General features: G+C 61.6%; 17 protein-coding genes and 2 rRNA genes (1 of these 19 only partly in view). 3 read left to right on the top strand and 16 right to left on the bottom strand.

Annotated elements, in window-relative coordinates; translation table 11 throughout:
- Nucleotide 1 precedes the first annotated feature (1 nt).
- A complete protein-coding gene (locus AACG97_RS03565; protein ID WP_009683017.1) occupies nt 2–1411 on the top strand; it encodes an amidase in 1410 nt (469 codons plus the stop codon).
- A 489-nt stretch (nt 1412–1900) separates the two neighbouring features.
- On the opposite strand, the gene thiO is transcribed toward AACG97_RS03565, so the two are convergent.
- From thiO to AACG97_RS03540, 5 genes are read right to left on the bottom strand one after another with little or no spacing between them, the layout of a single operon-like run.
- Entirely contained in the window at nt 1901–2998 is a 1098-nt protein-coding gene (gene thiO, locus AACG97_RS03560) for a glycine oxidase ThiO (protein WP_125855534.1), read from the bottom strand.
- A gap of 54 nt (nt 2999–3052) precedes the next feature.
- On the bottom strand, nt 3053–3442 hold the full coding sequence (locus AACG97_RS03555) for a type IV pilin protein (protein ID WP_009682088.1): 390 nt from the start codon (nt 3440–3442) through the stop codon (nt 3053–3055).
- A gap of 1 nt (nt 3443) precedes the next feature.
- A complete protein-coding gene (locus AACG97_RS03550; RefSeq protein ID WP_125855533.1) occupies nt 3444–3911 on the bottom strand; it encodes a hypothetical protein in 468 nt (155 codons plus the stop codon).
- On the bottom strand, nt 3908–4546 hold the full coding sequence (locus tag AACG97_RS03545) for a PilW family protein (RefSeq protein WP_125855532.1): 639 nt from the start codon (nt 4544–4546) through the stop codon (nt 3908–3910). Before AACG97_RS03545 ends, AACG97_RS03550 begins: the two co-directional genes overlap by 4 nt.
- On the bottom strand, nt 4543–4725 hold the full coding sequence (locus AACG97_RS03540) for a prepilin-type N-terminal cleavage/methylation domain-containing protein (RefSeq protein WP_009682085.1): 183 nt from the start codon (nt 4723–4725) through the stop codon (nt 4543–4545). The genes AACG97_RS03545 and AACG97_RS03540 overlap by 4 nt, the downstream gene beginning before the upstream one ends.
- A gap of 110 nt (nt 4726–4835) precedes the next feature.
- Here AACG97_RS03540 and AACG97_RS03535 point away from each other — a divergent pair, with 110 nt between their 5' ends.
- A complete protein-coding gene (locus tag AACG97_RS03535) occupies nt 4836–5324 on the top strand; it encodes a GspH/FimT family pseudopilin (RefSeq protein WP_029886697.1) in 489 nt (162 codons plus the stop codon).
- A gap of 60 nt (nt 5325–5384) precedes the next feature.
- Here the strand turns inward: AACG97_RS03535 and ispH are convergent, their stop codons facing one another.
- From ispH to murJ, 6 genes are all read right to left on the bottom strand, one after another.
- Nucleotides 5385–6332 (bottom strand): 4-hydroxy-3-methylbut-2-enyl diphosphate reductase, encoded by a 948-nt coding sequence (gene ispH, locus AACG97_RS03530; RefSeq protein WP_029886696.1) that lies wholly within the window; start codon nt 6330–6332, stop codon nt 5385–5387.
- A 14-nt stretch (nt 6333–6346) separates the two neighbouring features.
- On the bottom strand, nt 6347–6784 hold the full coding sequence (gene fkpB, locus AACG97_RS03525) for an FKBP-type peptidyl-prolyl cis-trans isomerase (RefSeq protein ID WP_009682083.1): 438 nt from the start codon (nt 6782–6784) through the stop codon (nt 6347–6349).
- Nucleotides 6777–7292 carry a signal peptidase II gene (lspA, locus tag AACG97_RS03520; protein WP_003247609.1) on the bottom strand — a complete coding sequence of 172 codons (516 nt, stop codon included), beginning with the start codon at nt 7290–7292 and terminating at the stop codon, nt 6777–6779. The genes fkpB and lspA overlap by 8 nt, the downstream gene beginning before the upstream one ends.
- Nucleotides 7285–10116, bottom strand: a complete 2832-nt coding sequence (ileS, locus tag AACG97_RS03515; RefSeq protein WP_009682082.1) for an isoleucine--tRNA ligase — start codon at nt 10114–10116, stop codon at nt 7285–7287. The genes lspA and ileS overlap by 8 nt, the downstream gene beginning before the upstream one ends.
- The gene (gene ribF, locus AACG97_RS03510; protein WP_009682081.1) at nt 10113–11063 is read right to left on the bottom strand and encodes a bifunctional riboflavin kinase/FAD synthetase; all 951 of its coding nucleotides are present in this window, start codon (nt 11061–11063) and stop codon (nt 10113–10115) included. Before ribF ends, ileS begins: the two co-directional genes overlap by 4 nt.
- Before the next feature lie 118 nt (nt 11064–11181).
- Entirely contained in the window at nt 11182–12720 is a 1539-nt protein-coding gene (gene murJ / locus AACG97_RS03505) for a murein biosynthesis integral membrane protein MurJ (protein WP_009682080.1), read from the bottom strand.
- Between the two features lie 250 nt (nt 12721–12970).
- Between murJ and rpsT the strand changes: the two genes are divergently transcribed.
- Nucleotides 12971–13249, top strand: a complete 279-nt coding sequence (rpsT, locus tag AACG97_RS03500; RefSeq protein WP_003247625.1) for a 30S ribosomal protein S20 — start codon at nt 12971–12973, stop codon at nt 13247–13249.
- 149 nt (nt 13250–13398) lie between these two features.
- Here the strand turns inward: rpsT and AACG97_RS03495 are convergent, their stop codons facing one another.
- From AACG97_RS03495 to AACG97_RS03475, 5 genes are all read right to left on the bottom strand, one after another.
- Entirely contained in the window at nt 13399–15699 is a 2301-nt protein-coding gene (locus AACG97_RS03495) for a PqiB family protein (protein ID WP_009682079.1), read from the bottom strand.
- Nucleotides 15692–16315, bottom strand: a complete 624-nt coding sequence (locus AACG97_RS03490) for a paraquat-inducible protein A (protein ID WP_054913778.1) — start codon at nt 16313–16315, stop codon at nt 15692–15694. Before AACG97_RS03490 ends, AACG97_RS03495 begins: the two co-directional genes overlap by 8 nt.
- On the bottom strand, nt 16302–16961 hold the full coding sequence (locus AACG97_RS03485) for a paraquat-inducible protein A (protein WP_009682077.1): 660 nt from the start codon (nt 16959–16961) through the stop codon (nt 16302–16304). The genes AACG97_RS03490 and AACG97_RS03485 overlap by 14 nt, the downstream gene beginning before the upstream one ends.
- Before the next feature lie 222 nt (nt 16962–17183).
- Nucleotides 17184–17299, bottom strand: a 5S ribosomal RNA gene (gene rrf / locus AACG97_RS03480).
- A gap of 134 nt (nt 17300–17433) precedes the next feature.
- Nucleotides 17434–19627 (bottom strand): 23S ribosomal RNA (locus tag AACG97_RS03475); it runs 699 nt beyond the window's last position.

The raw sequence follows: 19627 nt of genomic DNA, 5'->3' as shown, positions 1-19627 counted from the left end.
AATGCCTCAGAAAACCGCGATTGGCGAGTTCACCGCTGCCGAACTGCTCGAACTGTACCAGCGCCGCCAGTTGTCGCCTGTGGAGGTGGTCGACGATGTGCTGGCGCGCATCGACCAGCACAACCCGGCGGTCAACGCCTATTGCCACGTCGACGGCGAAGGCGCCCTTGCGGCTGCCCGGGCCAGCGAACAACGCTGGCAACGGGGCGAGCCTTGCGGCCGGCTCGATGGCCTACCCGCCTCGATCAAGGACCTGACCCTGACCCGTGGCATGCCCACCCGCAAAGGGTCCCGCACCACGTCCGCGGCCGGGCCATGGGAGGTCGATGCCCCGTTCAGCGCTTTCATGCGTGAGGCCGGTGCAGTCCTGGTGGGCAAGACCACTACCCCCGAGTTCGGCTGGAAGGGCGTAACCGACAACCCGCTGTACGGCATCACCCGTAACCCCTGGAACACACGGCTGACTGCCGGTGGCTCGTCGGGTGGTGCCGCCGCCGCTGCCGCATTGAACCTGGGCGTACTGCACCAGGGCAGCGATGCCGGGGGCTCTATCCGCATACCCTGCGCCTTTACCGGCACCTTCGGCATCAAGCCCACGTTTGGCTATGTGCCGCAATGGCCGGCCAGTGCCATGACCGTACTGTCGCACCTGGGGCCGATGACGCGCACCGTGGATGACGCGGTGCTGATGCTCGACTGTGTCGCCCGCCCCGATCCACGTGACGGGCTGGCCGGTGCGCCACGACAGGCTCCGTGGCTGGGCCAGCAGCAAGACCTGAATGGTCTGCGCATCGCCTACAGTGCCAATTTTGGTTACGTGCAGGTCGACCCGCAGATTGAGGCGCTGGTGGCGCAAGCGGTACAGCGCCTGGCTCGGCTGGGAGCGCAGGTCGAAGAAGTGGACCCCGGCTTCAGCGACCCGCTGGAAACGTTCAATACCCTGTGGTTTGCCGGTGCAGCGCGGCTGGCCAGTGCGTTGAGCGATGAGCAGCGAGCGCTGCTTGACCCTGGGCTGGGCTGGATTGCCGAACAGGGGGCTCGCATCAGCCTGAGCCAGTACACCCAAGCACTGGAGGCACGGGCGGAGTTGATTGCGAAGATGAATGCCTTCCACCAGCGCTATGACGTGCTGGTTTCGCCGATGCTGCCGCTGGTGGCGTTCGAGGCCGGGCACAACGTACCGCCTGGGTCGGGGATGGGGCAATGGATGGAATGGACGCCGTTCAGCTACCCCTTCAACCTGACCCAACAACCAGCAGCGTCAGTGCCTTGCGGGTTCACCCGCGAAGGCTTGCCGGTGGGGCTTCAGGTCGTGGCCGGGCGCTTTGCCGATGATCAGGTGCTGCGGGTGTGCAAGGTGTATGAGCAGCATTACCCGAGCCGGCATTTACAGGCGCCGATCACAGGCTGATAACCCTACCGGCCTTCCCTGCCTCATCGCAGGCAAGCCAGCCCCCACAGGGATCGCCGTAGGGCTGACAGGTGTTTGTCACAAGATATGCAGCGCCTGTGAGATCGAGCGCCGCCCGCGCGGCGCATCGCGAGCTGCGCTCGCTCCTACGTTTGTTTCGGGCCAATTATTCCTGTGGGATTCGCGCGCGAACGCCTTGGTGCATGCCTCAATATCGCGCCGTACAAACAAGGCGGCCGCGCGCGCCTGTCACAGGCGTTACTGGCCCGAAACAAACGTAGGAGCGAGCGCAGCTCGCGATGCGCCGCGCGGGCGGCGCTCGATCTCACAGGCGCTGAAGATGCTCCGGCTACCCTTGCCAGGAACCATAGAATCTCCCACAGGGTGGACTGCCCCCAAGAAATTGGATTGGTGTCCAACTTATTGGGGGCAGTCCATTTGTGGGAGCTGGCTTGCCTGCGATAGGGCCGCACAGCGGCCCCGGTATTCTCAGCCCAAACGCCCCGCTGGGGCATAGGGCGCCGGGTCGATGATCGGTTCGGCACCGGTCAGCAAATCGGTAAACAGCTGGCACGAAGCCGGCGCCAGCACCAACCCGTTCCGGTAGTGCCCGCAGTTCAACCACAACCCCGCATGCCCCGGCACCGGCCCGATATACGGAATGCCCTCAGGCGACCCCGGCCGCAGCCCGGCCCAGTGCGCCACCACGGTGGCCCCTTCCAGCTCAGGCAACAACTCCACCGCCGAAGCCTTCAGGCTCTGCAGTGCATCCCCGGTCGGGGTCTTGTCATACCCGGCATGCTCAAGCGTACTGCCCACCAGAATGTGCCCATCACGCCGCGGGATCGCATAGCGCCCTTTGGCCAGCACCATGCTCGGCAGGAAGTCTTCGGCACATTTGAACAGAATCATCTGGCCCTTCACTGGCTCCACCGGCAGCGCCAGGCCAAGCGTACGCAACAGGTCGCCACTCCAGGCGCCAGCACTGAGCACCACCTCATCCGCCGCCAGCACACCGTCGGCCGTCTGCACCCCGGTCACACGCCCGCCTTGCTGGGCGAAACCGGTGATCTGGGAGTGCTCGCGCAAAGTCACGTTCGGCATTGCCAGCAACGCCGCCTTCAGCGATTTCACCAGGCGCGGGTTGCGCACATTGGCCACGCCCGCCATGTAGATGGCGCGCTTGAAACCCGGGCCCAGTACCGGCACAGCGTCATAGGCTGCCGAGATATCCACCGCACTCAACGGCCGCTGTTCGCGCTCGGCCCAGGCCAGCGCTTGAGCTTCGTCATCCAGGTCCAGCCAGTACAGGCCAGTGGTGTGCACTTCGGGGTCGACACCGGTGCTGGCGAACAAGCGTTCGCCCAGCTGCGGATAAAAGTCCTGTGACCAGTGCGCCAGGGCAGTCACTGCCGGGCTGTAGCGCCACGGGTACAGCGGCGAAACGATGCCGCCACCGGCCCACGACGACTCACGGCCGACCTCGCCCTGATCGCACACCACCACATGGCCGACCTTGGCCGCCAGGTTGAACGCCGTCAACAGGCCGATCACCCCGCCGCCAACCACCACTACTTGCTTGCTCATCTGTCGATCCAACACCTGAAGTAAAACCGCGATGCGCCGGGCACCATTCAACCTTCAGCTCCCCCAGCAGTGCGCGCTGTGCTCAACGGCACCTGGGTTGCGCTGCACCCCTGCCTGGTCCAGCTGGAAGTCGCCACAGCCATCCTGCGCCATCAGCCCATGCGGCAAGCGCCGGGCGCGCAGCGTGAAGCTGTCGCTGTCGCGTTGCGCCTGCAAGCTGTAATGGCGGGTGCCGCCGGGCAGCGCCGGGTCGCCCTCGGCGTATTGGCCGGTGCGTACGCGGTGGCGCTCCAGGCGCAGGGCGGCATCGTGCAGCAGGCCAACCACTTCGCTGCGCGCGGCTCGCCGAAGCTGGTCGCTGTAACTGGGGTAGGCAATGGCTGCCAGAATGCCGGTCACGGCCAGGACAATCAACAACTCCATCAGGCTCAAACCTTGCTGCATGTCAGTCTCCTCTCAGTCTCTGTCGCCAGGTGATGCGCTGGAATGTGCCGTCGGCTGCGGCGTAGACCGCCTCCAGTACATGCCTGGATTGGCTTCGCTTGCTGACGGCAGTAATGCGCAACAGGGTGACCGCCTGCCCTTCGGGCACGTGCGCAGCACGCTGGCTGATGCCCAGGTTCTGTAGCTGGAAATATCCAGTTGGGGTGGCTTGCCACTGGCCAGCCAGGTCGTGTGGCTGTGGTGGCGGCAGGCAGGCATTGCACGAGGGCGGCGGCGGGCCCTGTTCCAGCTTGCGCACCCCGGCCTGCAAGGCGGCCTCGGCCTCTTCCAGTGCGTGCAGGCCATCGCTCAGGTAACCATTCATACGCGTTTCGACCAGCGCGTCGCGCAGCGCCGATGCGGCCAGCAGGCCGAGCAGCAGGCTCAGGACCAAGGCCAACAGCAGCACCACACCCCGCTGGCGGCTCATGAAGCCGGTACCGGGTTGCGCAATGCCACGCTCAACGCGTGGTGCTGCTCAAGTTGCAGCGTGGGCTCATACAAGGTCAGCTGAATATCCATCCGCTCACCGGCAACCTGCACGATGCGCAGCTCCCGCACATGCTCGACCAGCGGCTGATTGTTGCCCCGGCGCTTGAAATACAGCCTGCCGCCGCTGTGCGCATAGTGGTGATGGCTGATGGGCACCGCCATCTGTGTGGCGCTAGCCTGTGCTCGGCGGCTCAGCACCTTGACCTCGTCGATGCAGTTGGTCAGCAAGGTCCAGTCCGGGTCGCCGGTATGCCCCGGCAACTCGGCGACCATCAGGCTCAAGCTGGACGGCCCCAGCTCCATTGGCCGGGCGAAGCCAGGCGGCACAGCCTGGGCCGGAAAGTCGCCAGGTTTCAGGCGCAAACAGCCAAACATGCCCGCCATGCGAATATCCTGGGCCATGCGCAGCAGCGCCTGGCGCGCCTCCCCTTGCATGCGCAGCGCGGCGCCTTGCAGCCGCCAGGCTTGGTGCACGGAGGCGAACAGCTGGCTGGCCGCCACCAGCACCATCAACCCGATGGTCAGCGCCAGCAGCAACTCAAGCAAACCAGCACCCGTTTGCCGGCGCCTCATCGCCGTGCCCTTTCAAGCTCACTGTGTGCCGCCATTGCCGCCTGCCCATCGCGTCGCGCACTGTCTGTGGCTTGCAAGGCCTGCAGTTGCAGCCCCGCAGCGGCGAACATGCCCACGGCCACGACCACCACCGCCAACAACACCTCCAGCAGCGTCATGCCCTTTTGCCATGCGTGCATCCCTGCACCTCCTGCGATTTTTCCCGCTATTGCCTTCAACTTGAGCGACTGGAACTCCTGGCCAGCCACCGAGAAGCTATTAGCGAAGCACTTCCTGGGAGGAATGCACGGTGAAGCAACGTGGGGTAACACTGATACAGATGTTGTCGGCCTTGGCTGTGGCGACGTTGCTGACGCAGATCGGCCTACCGGCCTACGCCAGGATGAGCGATGACCTGCAGCGGGCGGCGGTGGCGCGCGACTTGGCCCAGGCACTGCGTAGCGCCCGTAGCCACGCGCTGTTGCAGGGGCAACCGGTGCTGGTGCAGGCGCTGGATGGCAATTGGGGAAATGGTTGGCGTGTAGCCCTGGAGCACAACCGGCAGGTACTGCGTGAGCAGCGCCTGGCCAGGCCGCTGGTAATCGTCGGCAACAGCGACGAACAGTTCAAGTTCAGTGCCCTGGGTGTGCCAATGAAGCTGGGTAACGGCTGGTTCGCCATCACCCTGGAGGTGTGCGAGCGCTCGGCGGCCAGCAGCCGCCACCAAGTGGTGATGGCCTCTTCAGGGAGGGTCAACTTGCTGGCTGAGCACCGCGACAATCAGCGCTGCCCCGGCTAACGCGCTTATCGAGCAGCCTTGCGTCGCGCAAGGCCGCTCGTGCACCTAAGCCCCGGCCGGTCAGATCAGCGAGCGAACCCGCAGCTCTTTGGGCATCGAGAACGTGATGTTCTCTTCCCGCCCATCCAGCTCTTCAGCGCCGGTAGCACCCCAGGCCTTGAGCTGTTCGATCACACCACGCACCAGCACTTCCGGGGCCGACGCACCGGCGGTGATGCCGATACGCGCAGCCTGGTCGAACCAGCCGCGTTGCAGGTCCTCGGCGCCATCGATCAGGTAGGCCGGGGTGCCCATGCGCTCGGCCAGCTCGCGCAGCCGGTTGGAGTTGGAACTGTTCGGGCTGCCAACCACCAGCACTACGTCACTTTCATCGGCCAGTTGCTTGACGGCGTCCTGGCGGTTTTGCGTGGCGTAGCAAATGTCGTCCTTGCGCGGGCCACCAATGTTCGGGAAGCGCGCACGCAGGGCGTCGATCACACGGCTGGTGTCATCCATCGACAGGGTGGTCTGGGTGACGAAAGCCAGGTGGTCCGGGTCGCGCACCTGCAGCTTGGCCACGTCTTCCTCGTCTTCGACAAGGTAGATGGCGCCACCGTTGCTGGGGTCGTACTGGCCCATGGTGCCTTCGACTTCCGGGTGCCCTTCGTGGCCGATGAGAATGCACTCACGGCCATCGCGGCTGTACTTGGCGACTTCGATATGCACCTTGGTCACCAGTGGGCAAGTGGCATCGAACACTTTCAGGCCACGGCCAGCAGCTTCCTGGCGCACAGCCTGGGAAACACCGTGGGCACTGAAGATGACGATGACATCATCCGGCACCTGGTCCAGCTCCTCGACGAAGACGGCGCCACGGTTGCGCAGGTCTTCGACGACGAACTTGTTGTGCACCACTTCATGGCGCACGTAGATCGGCGGGCCGAAGACTTCCAGCGCGCGGTTGACGATCTCGATCGCCCGGTCGACCCCCGCGCAGAAGCCGCGAGGGTTGGCGAGTTTGATTTGCATGCTCGGCTCCAGGCTTACAGGGCCTTCACCTCGAGGATCTCCACCTCGAAGGTCAGGGTCTTGCCAGCCAGTGGGTGATTGAAGTCGATGGTCACCTGGTCGTCGTCGAACGCTTTGACCACCCCTGGCAGTTCGGCGTTGGCGGCGTCGTTGAAGATGATCAACAGCCCGTCGGACAGCTCCATGCCTTCGAAGTTGGACCGCGGCATGACTTGCACGTTTTGCGGGTTGGGCTGGCCGAAGGCATTTTCTGGCGCAACCTGCAGCGTACGCTTGTCACCGGCCTTGAAGCCGAACAGGGCGTTCTCGAAGCCCGGCAACAGGTTGCCATCGCCGACCTTGAAGGTTGCCGGGGCCTTGTCGAACGTGCTGTCTACGGTGTCGCCGTTTTCCAGGTGCAGCGCGAAGTGCAGGGTGACTTCGGTGTTCTGGCCGATACGGGTGTCAGTCATGGACCGGATCCTCGGACTTCTTGCTCTTGAACATATCCAGCGCCAGCATTACCGCACCAACGGTGATGGCGCTGTCGGCCACGTTGAAAGCCGGGAAGTAATGGCGGTTCTGCCAGTGCACCAGGATGAAGTCGACCACATGGCCCAACACGATGCGATCGTACAGGTTGCCGATCGCCCCACCGAGCACCAGCGCCAGCGCCACGGCCAGCCAGGTTTCATTGCGCCCCAGGCGCTTGAGCCACACCACCAGCACTGCGCTGACCACCACGGCGATCAGGGCGAACAACCAGCGCTGCCAGCCGGCGCCGTCGGCCAGGAAGCTGAACGCGGCGCCGGTGTTGTAGGCCAGGGTCCAGCTGAAGTAGTCAGGTATGACGACGATCTGCTGGTACATGGTCAGGGCGTTGTTGAAATACAGCTTGGTGGCCTGGTCGATGACCAGGACCAGCAAGCTCAGCCACAGCCATGCGAGGCGCCCGAAGCGGCCCGCTGCAGGGTTAGGCATAGTGGCGCACCTCACCCGAGCCGGTCAGGTTGTCGACGCAACGGCTGCAGATTTCCGGGTGCTCCGGGTGGCTGCCAACGTCGGCGCGGAAGTGCCAGCAACGGCCGCACTTGGCGTGGCCGGACTTGACCACCTGCAGTTTCAGGCCCTCGACTTCGGTGGCAACCGCTTCGGCAGGGGCCTGGGCAAATGGCACCACGCTGGCAGCGGAGGTGATCAGCACAAAGCGCAGCTCGTCGCCCAGCTTGCCCAGGTCGGCGCTCAGGCCCTCATCGGCGTACAGGGTCACTTCAGCCTGCAGGTTGCCGCCGATGACTTTGGCGGTACGCTGGTTTTCCAGCTCCTTGTTGACCGAGGCCTTAACCGCCATGACGCGGTCCCAGTAGCCACGGTCCAGCTCGGTGCCTTCCGGCAGTTCGCTCAGGCCCTGGTACCAGCCATTGAGCATGACCGACTCGTTGCGCTCGCCCGGCAGGTACTGCCAGATTTCGTCGGCGGTGAACGCCAGGATCGGTGCAATCCAGCGCACCAGCGCTTCGCTGATGTGATACAGCGCAGTCTGGCAGGAACGGCGGGCCACACTGTTGGCGCCGGTGGTGTACTGGCGGTCCTTGATGATGTCGAGGTAGAAGCCGCCCAGCTCCTGCACGCAGAAGTTGTGCACCTTGGAGTACACGTTCCAGAAACGGTACTCGCTGTAGTGCTCTTCGAGTTCGCGTTGCAGCAACAAGGTGCGGTCCACGGCCCAGCGGTCCAGCGCCAGCATGTCTTGCGGGGCCAGCAGGTCGCGGGCCGGGTCGAAACCGGACAGGTTCGAGAGCAGGAAGCGTGCGGTATTGCGGATACGCCGGTAGGCGTCGGCGCTGCGCTGCAGGATCTGCTCGGAAACGGCCATTTCACCGGAATAGTCGGTAGCCGAAACCCACAGGCGCAGGATGTCGGCGCCCAAGGTGTTGTTGACCTTCTCCGGCTCGATGGTGTTGCCCAGCGACTTGGACATCTTGCGGCCGTTTTCGTCCACGGTGAAGCCGTGGGTCAGCAGCTCGCGGTACGGCGCATGGTTGTCGATGGCGCAACCGGTCAGCAAGGACGAGTGGAACCAGCCGCGGTGCTGGTCGGAGCCTTCCAGGTACAGGTCGGCGCGCGGGCCGGTGGCGTGGCCGATGTTGTGGGAGCCACGCAGCACGTGCCAGTGGGTGGTGCCCGAATCGAACCACACGTCGAGGGTGTCGGCGATCTTGTCGTACTGCTCGGCTTCACCGCCCAGCAGTTCGGCAGCGTCCAGCTTGAACCAGGCTTCGATGCCCTGCTGCTCGACGCGCTTGGCCACTTCTTCCATCAGTTCGACGGTGCGCGGGTGCAGCTCGCCGGTCTGCTTGTGCAGGAAGAACGGAATCGGTACGCCCCAGTTGCGCTGACGCGAAATGCACCAGTCTGGGCGGTTGGCGATCATCGCGTGCAGGCGTGCCTGGCCCCAGGCCGGAACGAACTTGGTTTGCTCGATGGCTTTCAGCGCGCGCTCACGCAGCGGCTCGCCGGTAGTCGGCTGCTTGTCCATACCCACGAACCACTGCGCGGTAGCGCGGTAGATCAGCGGGGTTTTATGGCGCCAGCAGTGCATATAGCTGTGGCTGATGGTTTCGGTGTGCATCAGCGCACCGACTTCACCGAGTTTCTCGACGATGGCCGGGTTGGCCTTCCAGATGAACTGGCCGCCGAAGAATGGCAGCGACTCGACATACACACCGTTGCTCTGCACCGGGGTAAGGATGTCATCGTTGACCATGCCGTAACGCTTGCAGGTGACGAAGTCGTCTTCACCGTAGGCTGGCGCGGAGTGCACCACCCCGGTACCGGCGCCCAGCTCGACGTAGTCGGCCAGGTACACCGGCGACAGGCGGTCGTAGAGGGGGTGACGGAAGTTGACCAGCTCCAGCGCCGCGCCTTGGGCGGTAGCGATGACCGAGCCTTCCAGGTTGTAACGCTTGAGGCACGACTCCACCAGTTCTTCAGCCAGCACCAGCAGGCGCTCACCGGTGTCGACCAGGGCGTAGGTGAACTCGGGATGGATGTTCAACGCCTGGTTGGCTGGAATGGTCCACGGGGTGGTGGTCCAGATCACGATGGCGGCAGGCTTGGCCAGCGACGCCAGGCCGAAGGCGGCAGCCAGCTTGGCTTCATCGGCAACCGGGAAGGCCACGTCGATGGTCTGCGATTTTTTATCGGCGTACTCGACTTCCGCCTCAGCCAGCGCCGAACCGCAGTCGAAGCACCAGTTCACCGGTTTCAGGCCCTTGAACACGAAACCTTGCTTGACCATTTCGGCCAGGGCACGGATTTCACCCGCCTCGTTGGCGAAGTTCATGGTCTTGTACGGGTTGTCCCAATCACCCAGCACGCCCAGGCGAATGAACTCGGTCTTCTGCCCTTCGATCTGCTCGGCAGCATACTCGCGGCACAGCTCACGGGTGCGGTCGGCCGACAGGTGCTTGCCGTGGGTAACCTCGACCTTGTGCTCGATCGGCAGGCCATGGCAGTCCCAACCTGGCACGTACGGCGCGTCGAAACCGGCCAGGGTCTTGGAACGGACGATCATGTCCTTGAGGATTTTGTTCAGCGCATGACCGATATGAATCTTGCCGTTGGCATAGGGCGGGCCGTCGTGCAGGACGAACTTTGGACGATCCTTGCCAATTTCGCGCAGCTTCTGGTACAGGCCAATGCTGTCCCAGCGCTGCAGGATCTGCGGTTCGCGCTGAGGCAGGCCGGCCTTCATGGGGAAGGCGGTGTCCGGAAGGTTAAGCGTGGCTTTGTAGTCGGTCATTTCAGGCTCTTCGTTAGCGGTTGAGCGTGCCAATGTGCACGTGCGGCGGCGATATCCGCATCGATCGCCGACTTCAGCGCCTCCAGGGAGGCGAATCGCTGCTCTTCACGCAGCTTGTGGTGGAACTCCACCGTAAGGCGCCGGCCGTAAAGGTCGCCGGCATAGTCCAGCAGATGAATTTCCAGGTGCGGGCGCCCATCACCGGCAACGGTGGGGCGCACGCCAATGTTGCCGACACCCGGCCAGGCCTTGCCGTCGATTTCGATGCTGGCCAGGTAGACCCCGGACAGCGGTACGCGGCGGCGCTTGAGCTGGATGTTGGCAGTGGGCGTGCCAAGCTGGCGAGCCAGCTTCTGGCCGTGCAACACACGGCCGGTAATGCGGTATGGGCGGCCCAGCAGGTGCTCGGCCAGCTCGAAGTTGCCGTCGGCCAAGGCCTGGCGCACTTCGGTGCTGCTGACCCGCAGGCCGTCCTGAATCACGGTGTTGGCAGCTTCGACGGTAAAGCCATATTGCTTACCGGCCTCGACCAGGAAGGCGAAGTCGCCGGCGCGGTCGCAGCCAAAGCGGAAATCGTCGCCCACTTCGAGGTGACGCACGCCCAGGCCATCGACCAGGATGGTCTTGACGAACGCATCGGCGCCGAGCTTGCTCAGGCGCTGGTTGAAGGCCAGGCACAGCACCCGGTCGATGCCTTCGGCGGCCAGCAGCTCGAGCTTGTCGCGCAGGCGGGCCAGGCGCGCAGGTGCGGTATCGGGCGCGAAGTACTCGCGCGGTTGCGGTTCGAAGACCACCACGCAGGTCGGCAGGCCCAAGGCCTGGCCGCGCTCGCGCAGGCGCGCCAGGATTGCCTGGTGGCCACGGTGAACCCCGTCGAAGTTGCCAATGGTGGCGACACAGCCCCGGTGCTCGGGGCGCAGGTTGTGAAGACCTCGAACCAGCTGCATAACGCGCTTCTTGCTCATAAAGTGGCCGATTATAACCACACCCGGGCGCCGGTGACAGGCAGCAGCGCCCAGGGGCGGCGTGGAATGCGAAAAACCGACGCCTGACCCGCAGGTAGCCCTAGTGCAAGGCCTTGCGAGCGAAATGCCGGGGGCGGAAACCGCACAGGAACAAACAGCCGAAATAGGTCACGACCCCCGCCACGATCAGCACGCCGAGGCGCATGAAGCGCTGCAGCATGATGCCCTGCTCCCAGGCCGGCATGTAGTGCATGCCCACCAGCAGCACTGCCGACATCAGCGCCACGGCCAGCACCAGCTTGGCCAGAAACATCGCCCAGCCCGGCTGCGGCTCGAACAGGCGCTGACTGCGCAGCTTCCAGAACAGCAAACCGGCATTCAGGCAGGCACCCAGGCTGATGGCCAAGGCCAGCCCGGCATGCGCCAGCGGGCCGACCAGGGCCAGGTTGAACAGCTGGGTGCAGACCAGGGTGAAGACCGCGATCTTCACCGGCGTGCGGATATTCTGCTGCGCATAAAAGCCGGGTGCCAGTACCTTGACCAGAATGATCGCCAGCAAGCCCACCGAATAGGCCATCAGCGCCCGCTGGGTCATGGCGGCATCGAACGCGCTGAACTTGCCATACTGAAACAGCGCCACGGTCAGCGGCTCGGCCAGAATGGCCAGTGCCAGGGTGCACGGCAACACCAGCAGGAAGCACAGGCGCAGGCCCCAGTCGAGGATCCGCGAATACTCCTCGCGATCCTTGTTGGCGTAGGTTTTGGCCAGGGTCGGCAGCAGGATGGTACCCAAGGCCACGCCCAGCACGCCGGAAGGCAGCTCCATCAGGCGGTCGGCGTAATACATCCAGGATACCGAGCCAGCCACCAGGAACGAGGCGAAGATGGTGTTGATGATCAGCGAGATCTGGCTCACCGACACCCCGAGAATGGCCGGCAGCATCTGCTTGAGCACCCGCCACACGCCGGTATCGCGCAGGTTCAGGCGGGGCAGCACGAGCATGCCGATCTTCTTCAGCGCCGGCAACTGGTACAACAGTTGCGCCAGGCCACCGGCGAGTACGCCCCAGGCCAGGGCCATGATCGGCGGGTTGAAGTACGGCGTGAGCAGCACCGCGAAGGCGATCATCGCCACGTTGAGCAGGGTCGGGGTAAAGGCCGGTACCGAGAAACGGTTCCAGGTATTGAGGATCGCCCCGGCCAGGGACGACAGGGAGATCAGCAATATATAAGGAAAGGTCACCCGCAACAGGGCCGTGGTCAGTTCGTACTTTTCCGTGCTGTCGACAAACCCCGGGGCCGTGGCCCACACCACCCAGGGTGCCGCCAGGATGCCGATGGCGGTCACCAGGGCCAGGACCAGGGTGAGCAAACCGGTGATATAGGCAACGAAAGTGCGGGTCGCCTCCTCGCCTTGCTGCGTCTTGTATTCGGCCAGGATCGGCACGAAGGCCTGGGAGAATGCACCTTCGGCGAAAATGCGCCGCAGCAGGTTGGGCAACTTGAAAGCGATGAAGAAAGCGTCGGTGGCAATGCCCGCACCGAAGATACGCGCCAGAATGGTGTCGCGAATGAAGCCCAGCACCCGCGAAATCATGGTGATCGAGCTTACTGCAGCCAGGGATTTGAGCAGGTTCATCGAAAAGATTCACGCCAATGACAGAGGACGCTGCCAGACAGCATCCGAATGTGCGATACTCCCGCGCCTTCGCAGGGGAGCCAAAAATTCCCGAGTGTACAGGTCGCGCAGCAGAAAGGAATCTTTCCCGCTTGTTGGCGCACCGCTCGGCGGAACCTTGCAGGTGGCCTTGACATCCGCTCGACTGATCGGCATGATTCGCGGCCTATTTTGTTTGCTATTTACCTAAAGTCTTTCGAGGAGCTCGACGGTGGCCAACACACCTTCCGCCAAGAAACGTGCAAAACAGGCTGAGAAGCGTCGCAGCCACAACGCCAGCCTGCGTTCCATGGTCCGCACCTACATCAAGAATGTAGTTAAAGCCATTGACGCAAAAGACGCTGAAAAAGCACAAGCCGCTTATGTTCTGGCTGTACCTGTAATCGACCGCATGGCCGACAAAGGTATCATCCACAAGAACAAGGCTGCTCGTCACAAAGGCCGTCTGAATGGCCACATCAAGGCGCTGAAAGAAGCTGCAGCTGCCTAAGCGACGTTAAAGTCGAAAAGCCGACCCTAGGGTCGGCTTTTTGTTGCCTGCGATTTGGGCATGCGCCAAGGTGTAACCGCAATTTTGCAGGGGCGGCCTTGGTCGCCACCGGGCTGCAAAGCAGCCCCAGTGACTGTGATTGCCTGCTGTTACTTGCCTAACTGAATCTTCGGCGCCCATTGCAGCCACTCGTCCTCGGCCTTGTCGAACAAGGCGAAGGTCTGCTGCGGCCGGGCCGGGTTACCCATCCGCTCGCCGTCCGGCGTTGCGAAGGCGATGCCACCATCGATCACGGTTTCCAGCGACTCGGTGCGCACGGTCGCGCCTTTGAACAGCCCCCAGTCGAAGCCGAAGCCGCTGGTGTTCCAGAAACGGCTGCCACTGCGCACCAGCGCGGCATAACGCGGCTCGATCAGGATATGGATCAGCACGCGGTCAGCACTCTGCCCAAGCTCGAAGCCTGTCACCTTACCCACGGCTACCTCGCGGTAAGTAACGGGCACCCCGGGCTTGATCGAGCCACGGCGTGGTGCACTGAGTGTCAACGGCAGGCCGACCTCTGGCCCAGCCACCTGCGGCGCCTCGGGCAGCGCAATGAAGTCACTTTGCGGCCCGCGGTCTTTGGTGGCCGGCTGCACCTCCAGGTACTGGCCGGTCACCAGGGTATCCAGGTTCTCAGTGCGCACCAGGCCAAACGCAGGTTTGACCACCCAGAACTGCGTCCCGGCCCGGGCGATGCGATTTGCCGCTTCGGTGATACGCGCCCGCAGCAGCACCGCCTGCAGGTCATTGGTCAAGTCGACGCTCTCGATGCTGCCCACATCCAGGCCCCGGAAGCGAATCGCTGTGCCTGGCTTCAGGCCATCCGCGCGGTCGACACGGATGGTGATCAAGGTGCCCGCACGGTTCACCGCCTCTTGGCTCTCGTGCAGCCGGAAGCGCGGAATGTGCCGCTTCAGCGGAACATCCGCACGCGGCGTGTCAAAGGCAATGCCACCGGCCATCAGCGTTTGCAGCGACTCACTCTTCACCTTGATGCCGGACAAGCCGCCAGTCAGGGTAATACCGCTGGCGTTCCAGAAGCGCGACGAACCGTTGACCAGTTTTTCGTATTCTTTCTCGATGTGCACACCAATGAGGATGCGGTTACTGTTGCGGGCGAACTGATAGCTTTGCACGCTCCCCACTTTGACCTGGCGATACATCACCGGGCTGCCGACCTCCAGCGAACCGAGGGTGTCGGCGAACAGCACCATGTGCAGGCCAGGCGCCTTGAGGTCCAGCGGCGGCGCCTTGGCACGCGCCTCGAACTCGCGCTCTGGCCGCGCGCCCTTTTCGCCGGGGCGAATGGCGATGTAGTTACCTTTTACCAGCGCCTCCAGCCCCGTGATACCCGCCAGGGAAATCGAAGGCTTGACCACCCAGAACTGGGTCCCTTCCACCAGGTAGTCCTCGGTGAGCGGGTCCAGTGTCAGCTCGGCCGAAGCGCTGGCCAGGTTGTCTTCCATCTTCAGCGTTTTCAGCGAGCCAACCTGGATGCCTTTGTACATGACCGGGGTACGACCCGCCTGCAGGCCTTCGTAATCGGTAAGCTTGACCTTGACCCGTATCCCCGCCTGAGCTGCATCGAAGTCTTCATACAGGCGGAACGGCAGGCTGGGGTCGGTTGGCGGGCTGTCCTTGCGATACTCCGGGGTTGCAAAGGCGATACCCCCGGCAACGATGCTCGACAGCGACTCGCTACGCACTTTCACACCCGAAAGCGAAGCGTCGATGCTTACCCCGCTGGCATTCCAGAAGCGCGTGTGTTTGCGCACCAGGCTGGCGTAAGCCGGCTCGATGAATATTTTTACCTCCACCGTGCTCTGGTCTTCGGACAGGCGATAACTCTTCACCCGGCCGACCTGGATCTGTTTATAGAACACTGGGCTGTCACGGTTGAGCGAACCTAGCCGTTCAGCCTTGAGTACAAGATGCAGGCCAGGTTCGCTGTCCGACAGTGGCGGCGCCACCTTCAGCGCGGTAAAGCGCTTGGTAGGCTCACCTTCGCCCGGGCTGACTGCGATGTAGTTACCAGACACCAGGGTTTCCAGGCCTGAAATGCCTGCCAGGGTGACACTGGGCTTCACCAGCCAGAAGCGCGTCCCCTTGGTCAGATGCGGCTCGGCATCCTTGTTCATTTCGATCGTGGCGATAACACCCTGGTTCTCACCCTCGGCATCGAGCACCAGGCTCTTCACCTTGCCAACCGGCATCCCTTTGTAGATCACCTCGGTCTTGTTGGCGACGATCCCGTCGCCCGACTCGAAGCGCACTTCAATCTCCACACCGGCCTGGCGGTAAGCCTGCCAAGCGAGCCAACCACCGATCATCAAGGCGATCAAAGGCAGTATCCAGATGGCCGACCAGTTCGAGGCTGGGCGGGTTTTAGCCGTTGGCAGGTCACTCATGGTCGTCATCCGACTCCGTGTTATCCCAAATCAGTCGGGGATCGAAAGTTAAAGCAGCAAACATTGTCAGGATCACCACAGTTGCGAAGGCGACGGCGCCCAAATTGGCTTCGACACTGGCGATTCGGCCGAAATTCACCACTGCCACGAGAATGGCAATGACGAAGATGTCCAGCATGGACCAGCGCCCGATGAATTCGATGAAGCGGTACATGAATATCCGTTGCCGGGCCGAAAGGGGTTGCCGCCGTTGTACGGAGTACAGCAGCAAACCGATGCCTACCAGCTTGAAGGTCGGCACCAGGATGCTGGCAATAAACACCACTGCAGCGATCGGCACCATGCCGTGCTTGAGCAAGGTAATGACCCCGGACATGATCGTGTCCGGGCTGCCTTGGCCGAGGGTACTCACGGTCATGATGGGCAACACGTTGGCCGGGATGTACAGAATCGACGCGGCAATCAGCAGCGCCCAGGTGCGCACGATGCTGTTCGGACGCCGCGCATGCACTACAGCGCCACAACGTGTGCAGCTTTGCGATTTACTGTCCGGCGCCTGCCGGTTCAGCTCATGGCATTCATTGCAGACCAGAATGCCCGCATCAATCGCCCGCATGCAGGTCCTCCCCCGATAGCGCACTCCAGATCTGGTGCGGTGACATCACCACTTCCAGCCAAACCTGGATCAACAACAGGCTGATAAAACAGAACAACCCCAACCCTACGGTCAATTCAGCCAGGTCGACCAGCTTGACGATGGCCACCAGTACACCCATGAAATAGACCTCGAGCATGCCCCAATCGCGCAGGTGGTGATAGATACGGTAGAACAGCAGGCCCAAACCGCGCCCCACGTTCAGGCGAATACTCAGCAATACAGCCAGTTGGCACAGCAACTTGGTTAATGGAATAGCCATGCTGCAAAGGAAAACCACCACCGCCACGCCACGCATTTCCGAGTTGTACAGGCCTAGCACACCACTCCAGACAGTATCGTCAGACGTTTGGCCAAGCAGGTGCAGCTGCATGATGGGCAGAAAATTGGCTGGCACGAACAGCAACAAGGCCGTCAGTACCAGGGCCAGGCTGCGATTGACCACATTGTGCCGGTGAGCATACAGCTCGTAACCGCAGCGCGGGCAGAGGGCCTTTTCACCGTGTTGTAGCACGGGCTTGCGCAGCAGCAGGTCACATTCGTGGCAGGCCACAAGCTCTTCCAGCGGCAACCGGGCCAGCGATTCAGGTTCGACGGGATTGGACATGGAGTACTTCTGAGTAGGTGCGTGGGCCTATTCTAGTGTTCTGGCTCGAATTGTGGGAGCCGGCGTGCCGGTGAAGCGCACGGCGCGGTGAATGGCACCGGCTGCGCCGGTGTTCGCGGGCGCGCCCGCTCCCACAGGGATTGTGGTGAGCCAGGGGACTTTTTTGGAGCACAAAGACAAAACCCCTACCTGCATGCGCAGATAGGGGTTTTGCGAAATGAATCTTGACGATGACCTACTCTCACATGGGGAAACCCCACACTACCATCGGCGATGCATCGTTTCACTACTGAGTTCGGGATGGGATCAGGTGGTTCCAATGCTCTATGGTCGTCAAGAAATTCTGTAGCCAGAATGTCCAGATGGACAGCCCAGCGAATCCGGATATGTGATGTTTGTGATGCCTTGCGAACTTTCGGTTCATGTCATCTTCACCACCGCAATCTGCGTCAGCAAATTGCTTGGGTGTTATATGGTCAAGCCTCACGGGCAATTAGTATTGGTTAGCTCAACGCCTCACAGCGCTTACACACCCAACCTATCAACGTCGTAGTCTTCGACGGCCCTTTAGGGGATTCAAGATCCCAGTGAGATCTCATCTTGAGGCAAGTTTCCCGCTTAGATGCTTTCAGCGGTTATCTCTTCCGAACATAGCTACCCGGCAATGCCACTGGCGTGACAACCGGAACACCAGAGGTTCGTCCACTCCGGTCCTCTCGTACTAGGAGCAGCCCCTCTCAAATCTCAAACGTCCACGGCAGATAGGGACCGAACTGTCTCACGACGTTCTAAACCCAGCTCGCGTACCACTTTAAATGGCGAACAGCCATACCCTTGGGACCGGCTTCAGCCCCAGGATGTGATGAGCCGACATCGAGGTGCCAAACACCGCCGTCGATATGAACTCTTGGGCGGTATCAGCCTGTTATCCCCGGAGTACCTTTTATCCGTTGAGCGATGGCCCTTCCATACAGAACCACCGGATCACTAAGACCTACTTTCGTACCTGCTCGACGTGTTTGTCTCGCAGTCAAGCGCGCTTTTGCCTTTATACTCTACGACCGATTTCCGACCGGTCTGAGCGCACCTTCGTACTCCTCCGTTACTCTTTGGGAGGAGACCGCCCCAGTCAAACTACCCACCATACACTGTCCTCGATCCGGATAACGGACCTGAGTTAGAACCTCAAAGTTGCCAGGGTGGTATTTCAAGGATGGCTCCATGAGAACTGGCGTCCCCACTTCAAAGCCTCCCACCTATCCTACACAAGCAAATTCAAAGTCCAGTGCAAAGCTATAGTAAAGGTTCACGGGGTCTTTCCGTCTAGCCGCGGATACACTGCATCTTCACAGCGATTTCAATTTCACTGAGTCTCGGGTGGAGACAGCGCCGCCATCGTTACGCCATTCGTGCAGGTCGGAACTTACCCGACAAGGAATTTCGCTACCTTAGGACCGTTATAGTTACGGCCGCCGTTTACCGGGGCTTCGATCAAGAGCTTCGCTTGCGCTAACCCCATCAATTAACCTTCCGGCACCGGGCAGGCGTCACACCCTATACGTCCACTTTCGTGTTTGCAGAGTGCTGTGTTTTTAATAAACAGTCGCAGCGGCCTGGTATCTTCGACCGGCATGAGCTTACGGAGCAAGTCCTTCACCCTCGCCGGCGCACCTTCTCCCGAAGTTACGGTGCCATTTTGCCTAGTTCCTTCACCCGAGTTCTCTCAAGCGCCTTGGTATTCTCTACCTAACCACCTGTGTCGGTTTGGGGTACGGTTCCCAGTTATCTGAAGCTTAGGAGCTTTTCTTGGAAGCATGGTATCAACCACTTCGTCGCCTAAAGGCAACTCGTCATCAGCTCTCGGCCTTGAAATCCCGGATTTGCCTAAGATTTCAGCCTACCACCTTAAACCTGGACAACCAACGCCAGGCTGGCCTAACCTTCTCCGTCCCTCCATCGCAATAACTGGAAGTACAGGAATATTAACCTGTTTTCCATCGACTACGCTTTTCAGCCTCGCCTTAGGGACCGACTAACCCTGCGTCGATTAACGTTGCGCAGGAAACCTTGGTCTTTCGGCGTGCGAGTTTTTCACTCGCATTGTCGTTACTCATGTCAGCATTCGCACTTCTGATACCTCCAGCAAGCTTCTCAACTCACCTTCACAGGCTTACAGAACGCTCCTCTACCGCATCACCAAAAGGTGATACCCGTAGCTTCGGTGCATGGTTTGAGCCCCGTTACATCTTCCGCGCAGGCCGACTCGACTAGTGAGCTATTACGCTTTCTTTAAAGGGTGGCTGCTTCTAAGCCAACCTCCTAGCTGTCTAAGCCTTCCCACATCGTTTCCCACTTAACCATGACTTTGGGACCTTAGCTGACGGTCTGGGTTGTTTCCCTTTTCACGACGGACGTTAGCACCCGCCGTGTGTCTCCCATGCTCGGCACTTGTAGGTATTCGGAGTTTGCATCGGTTTGGTAAGTCGGGATGACCCCCTAGCCGAAACAGTGCTCTACCCCCTACAGTGATACATGAGGCGCTACCTAAATAGCTTTCGAGGAGAACCAGCTATCTCCGAGCTTGATTAGCCTTTCACTCCGATCCACAGGTCATCCGCTAACTTTTCAACGGTAGTCGGTTCGGTCCTCCAGTCAGTGTTACCTAA

The sequence above is a fragment of the Pseudomonas sp. Nvir genome, from assembly GCF_963778085.1.
Lineage (GTDB): Bacteria > Pseudomonadota > Gammaproteobacteria > Pseudomonadales > Pseudomonadaceae > Aquipseudomonas > Aquipseudomonas juntendi.
The sequence above is the reverse complement of the archived record's forward strand: the minus strand, read 5'-3'. Positions and strand labels throughout refer to the sequence as shown.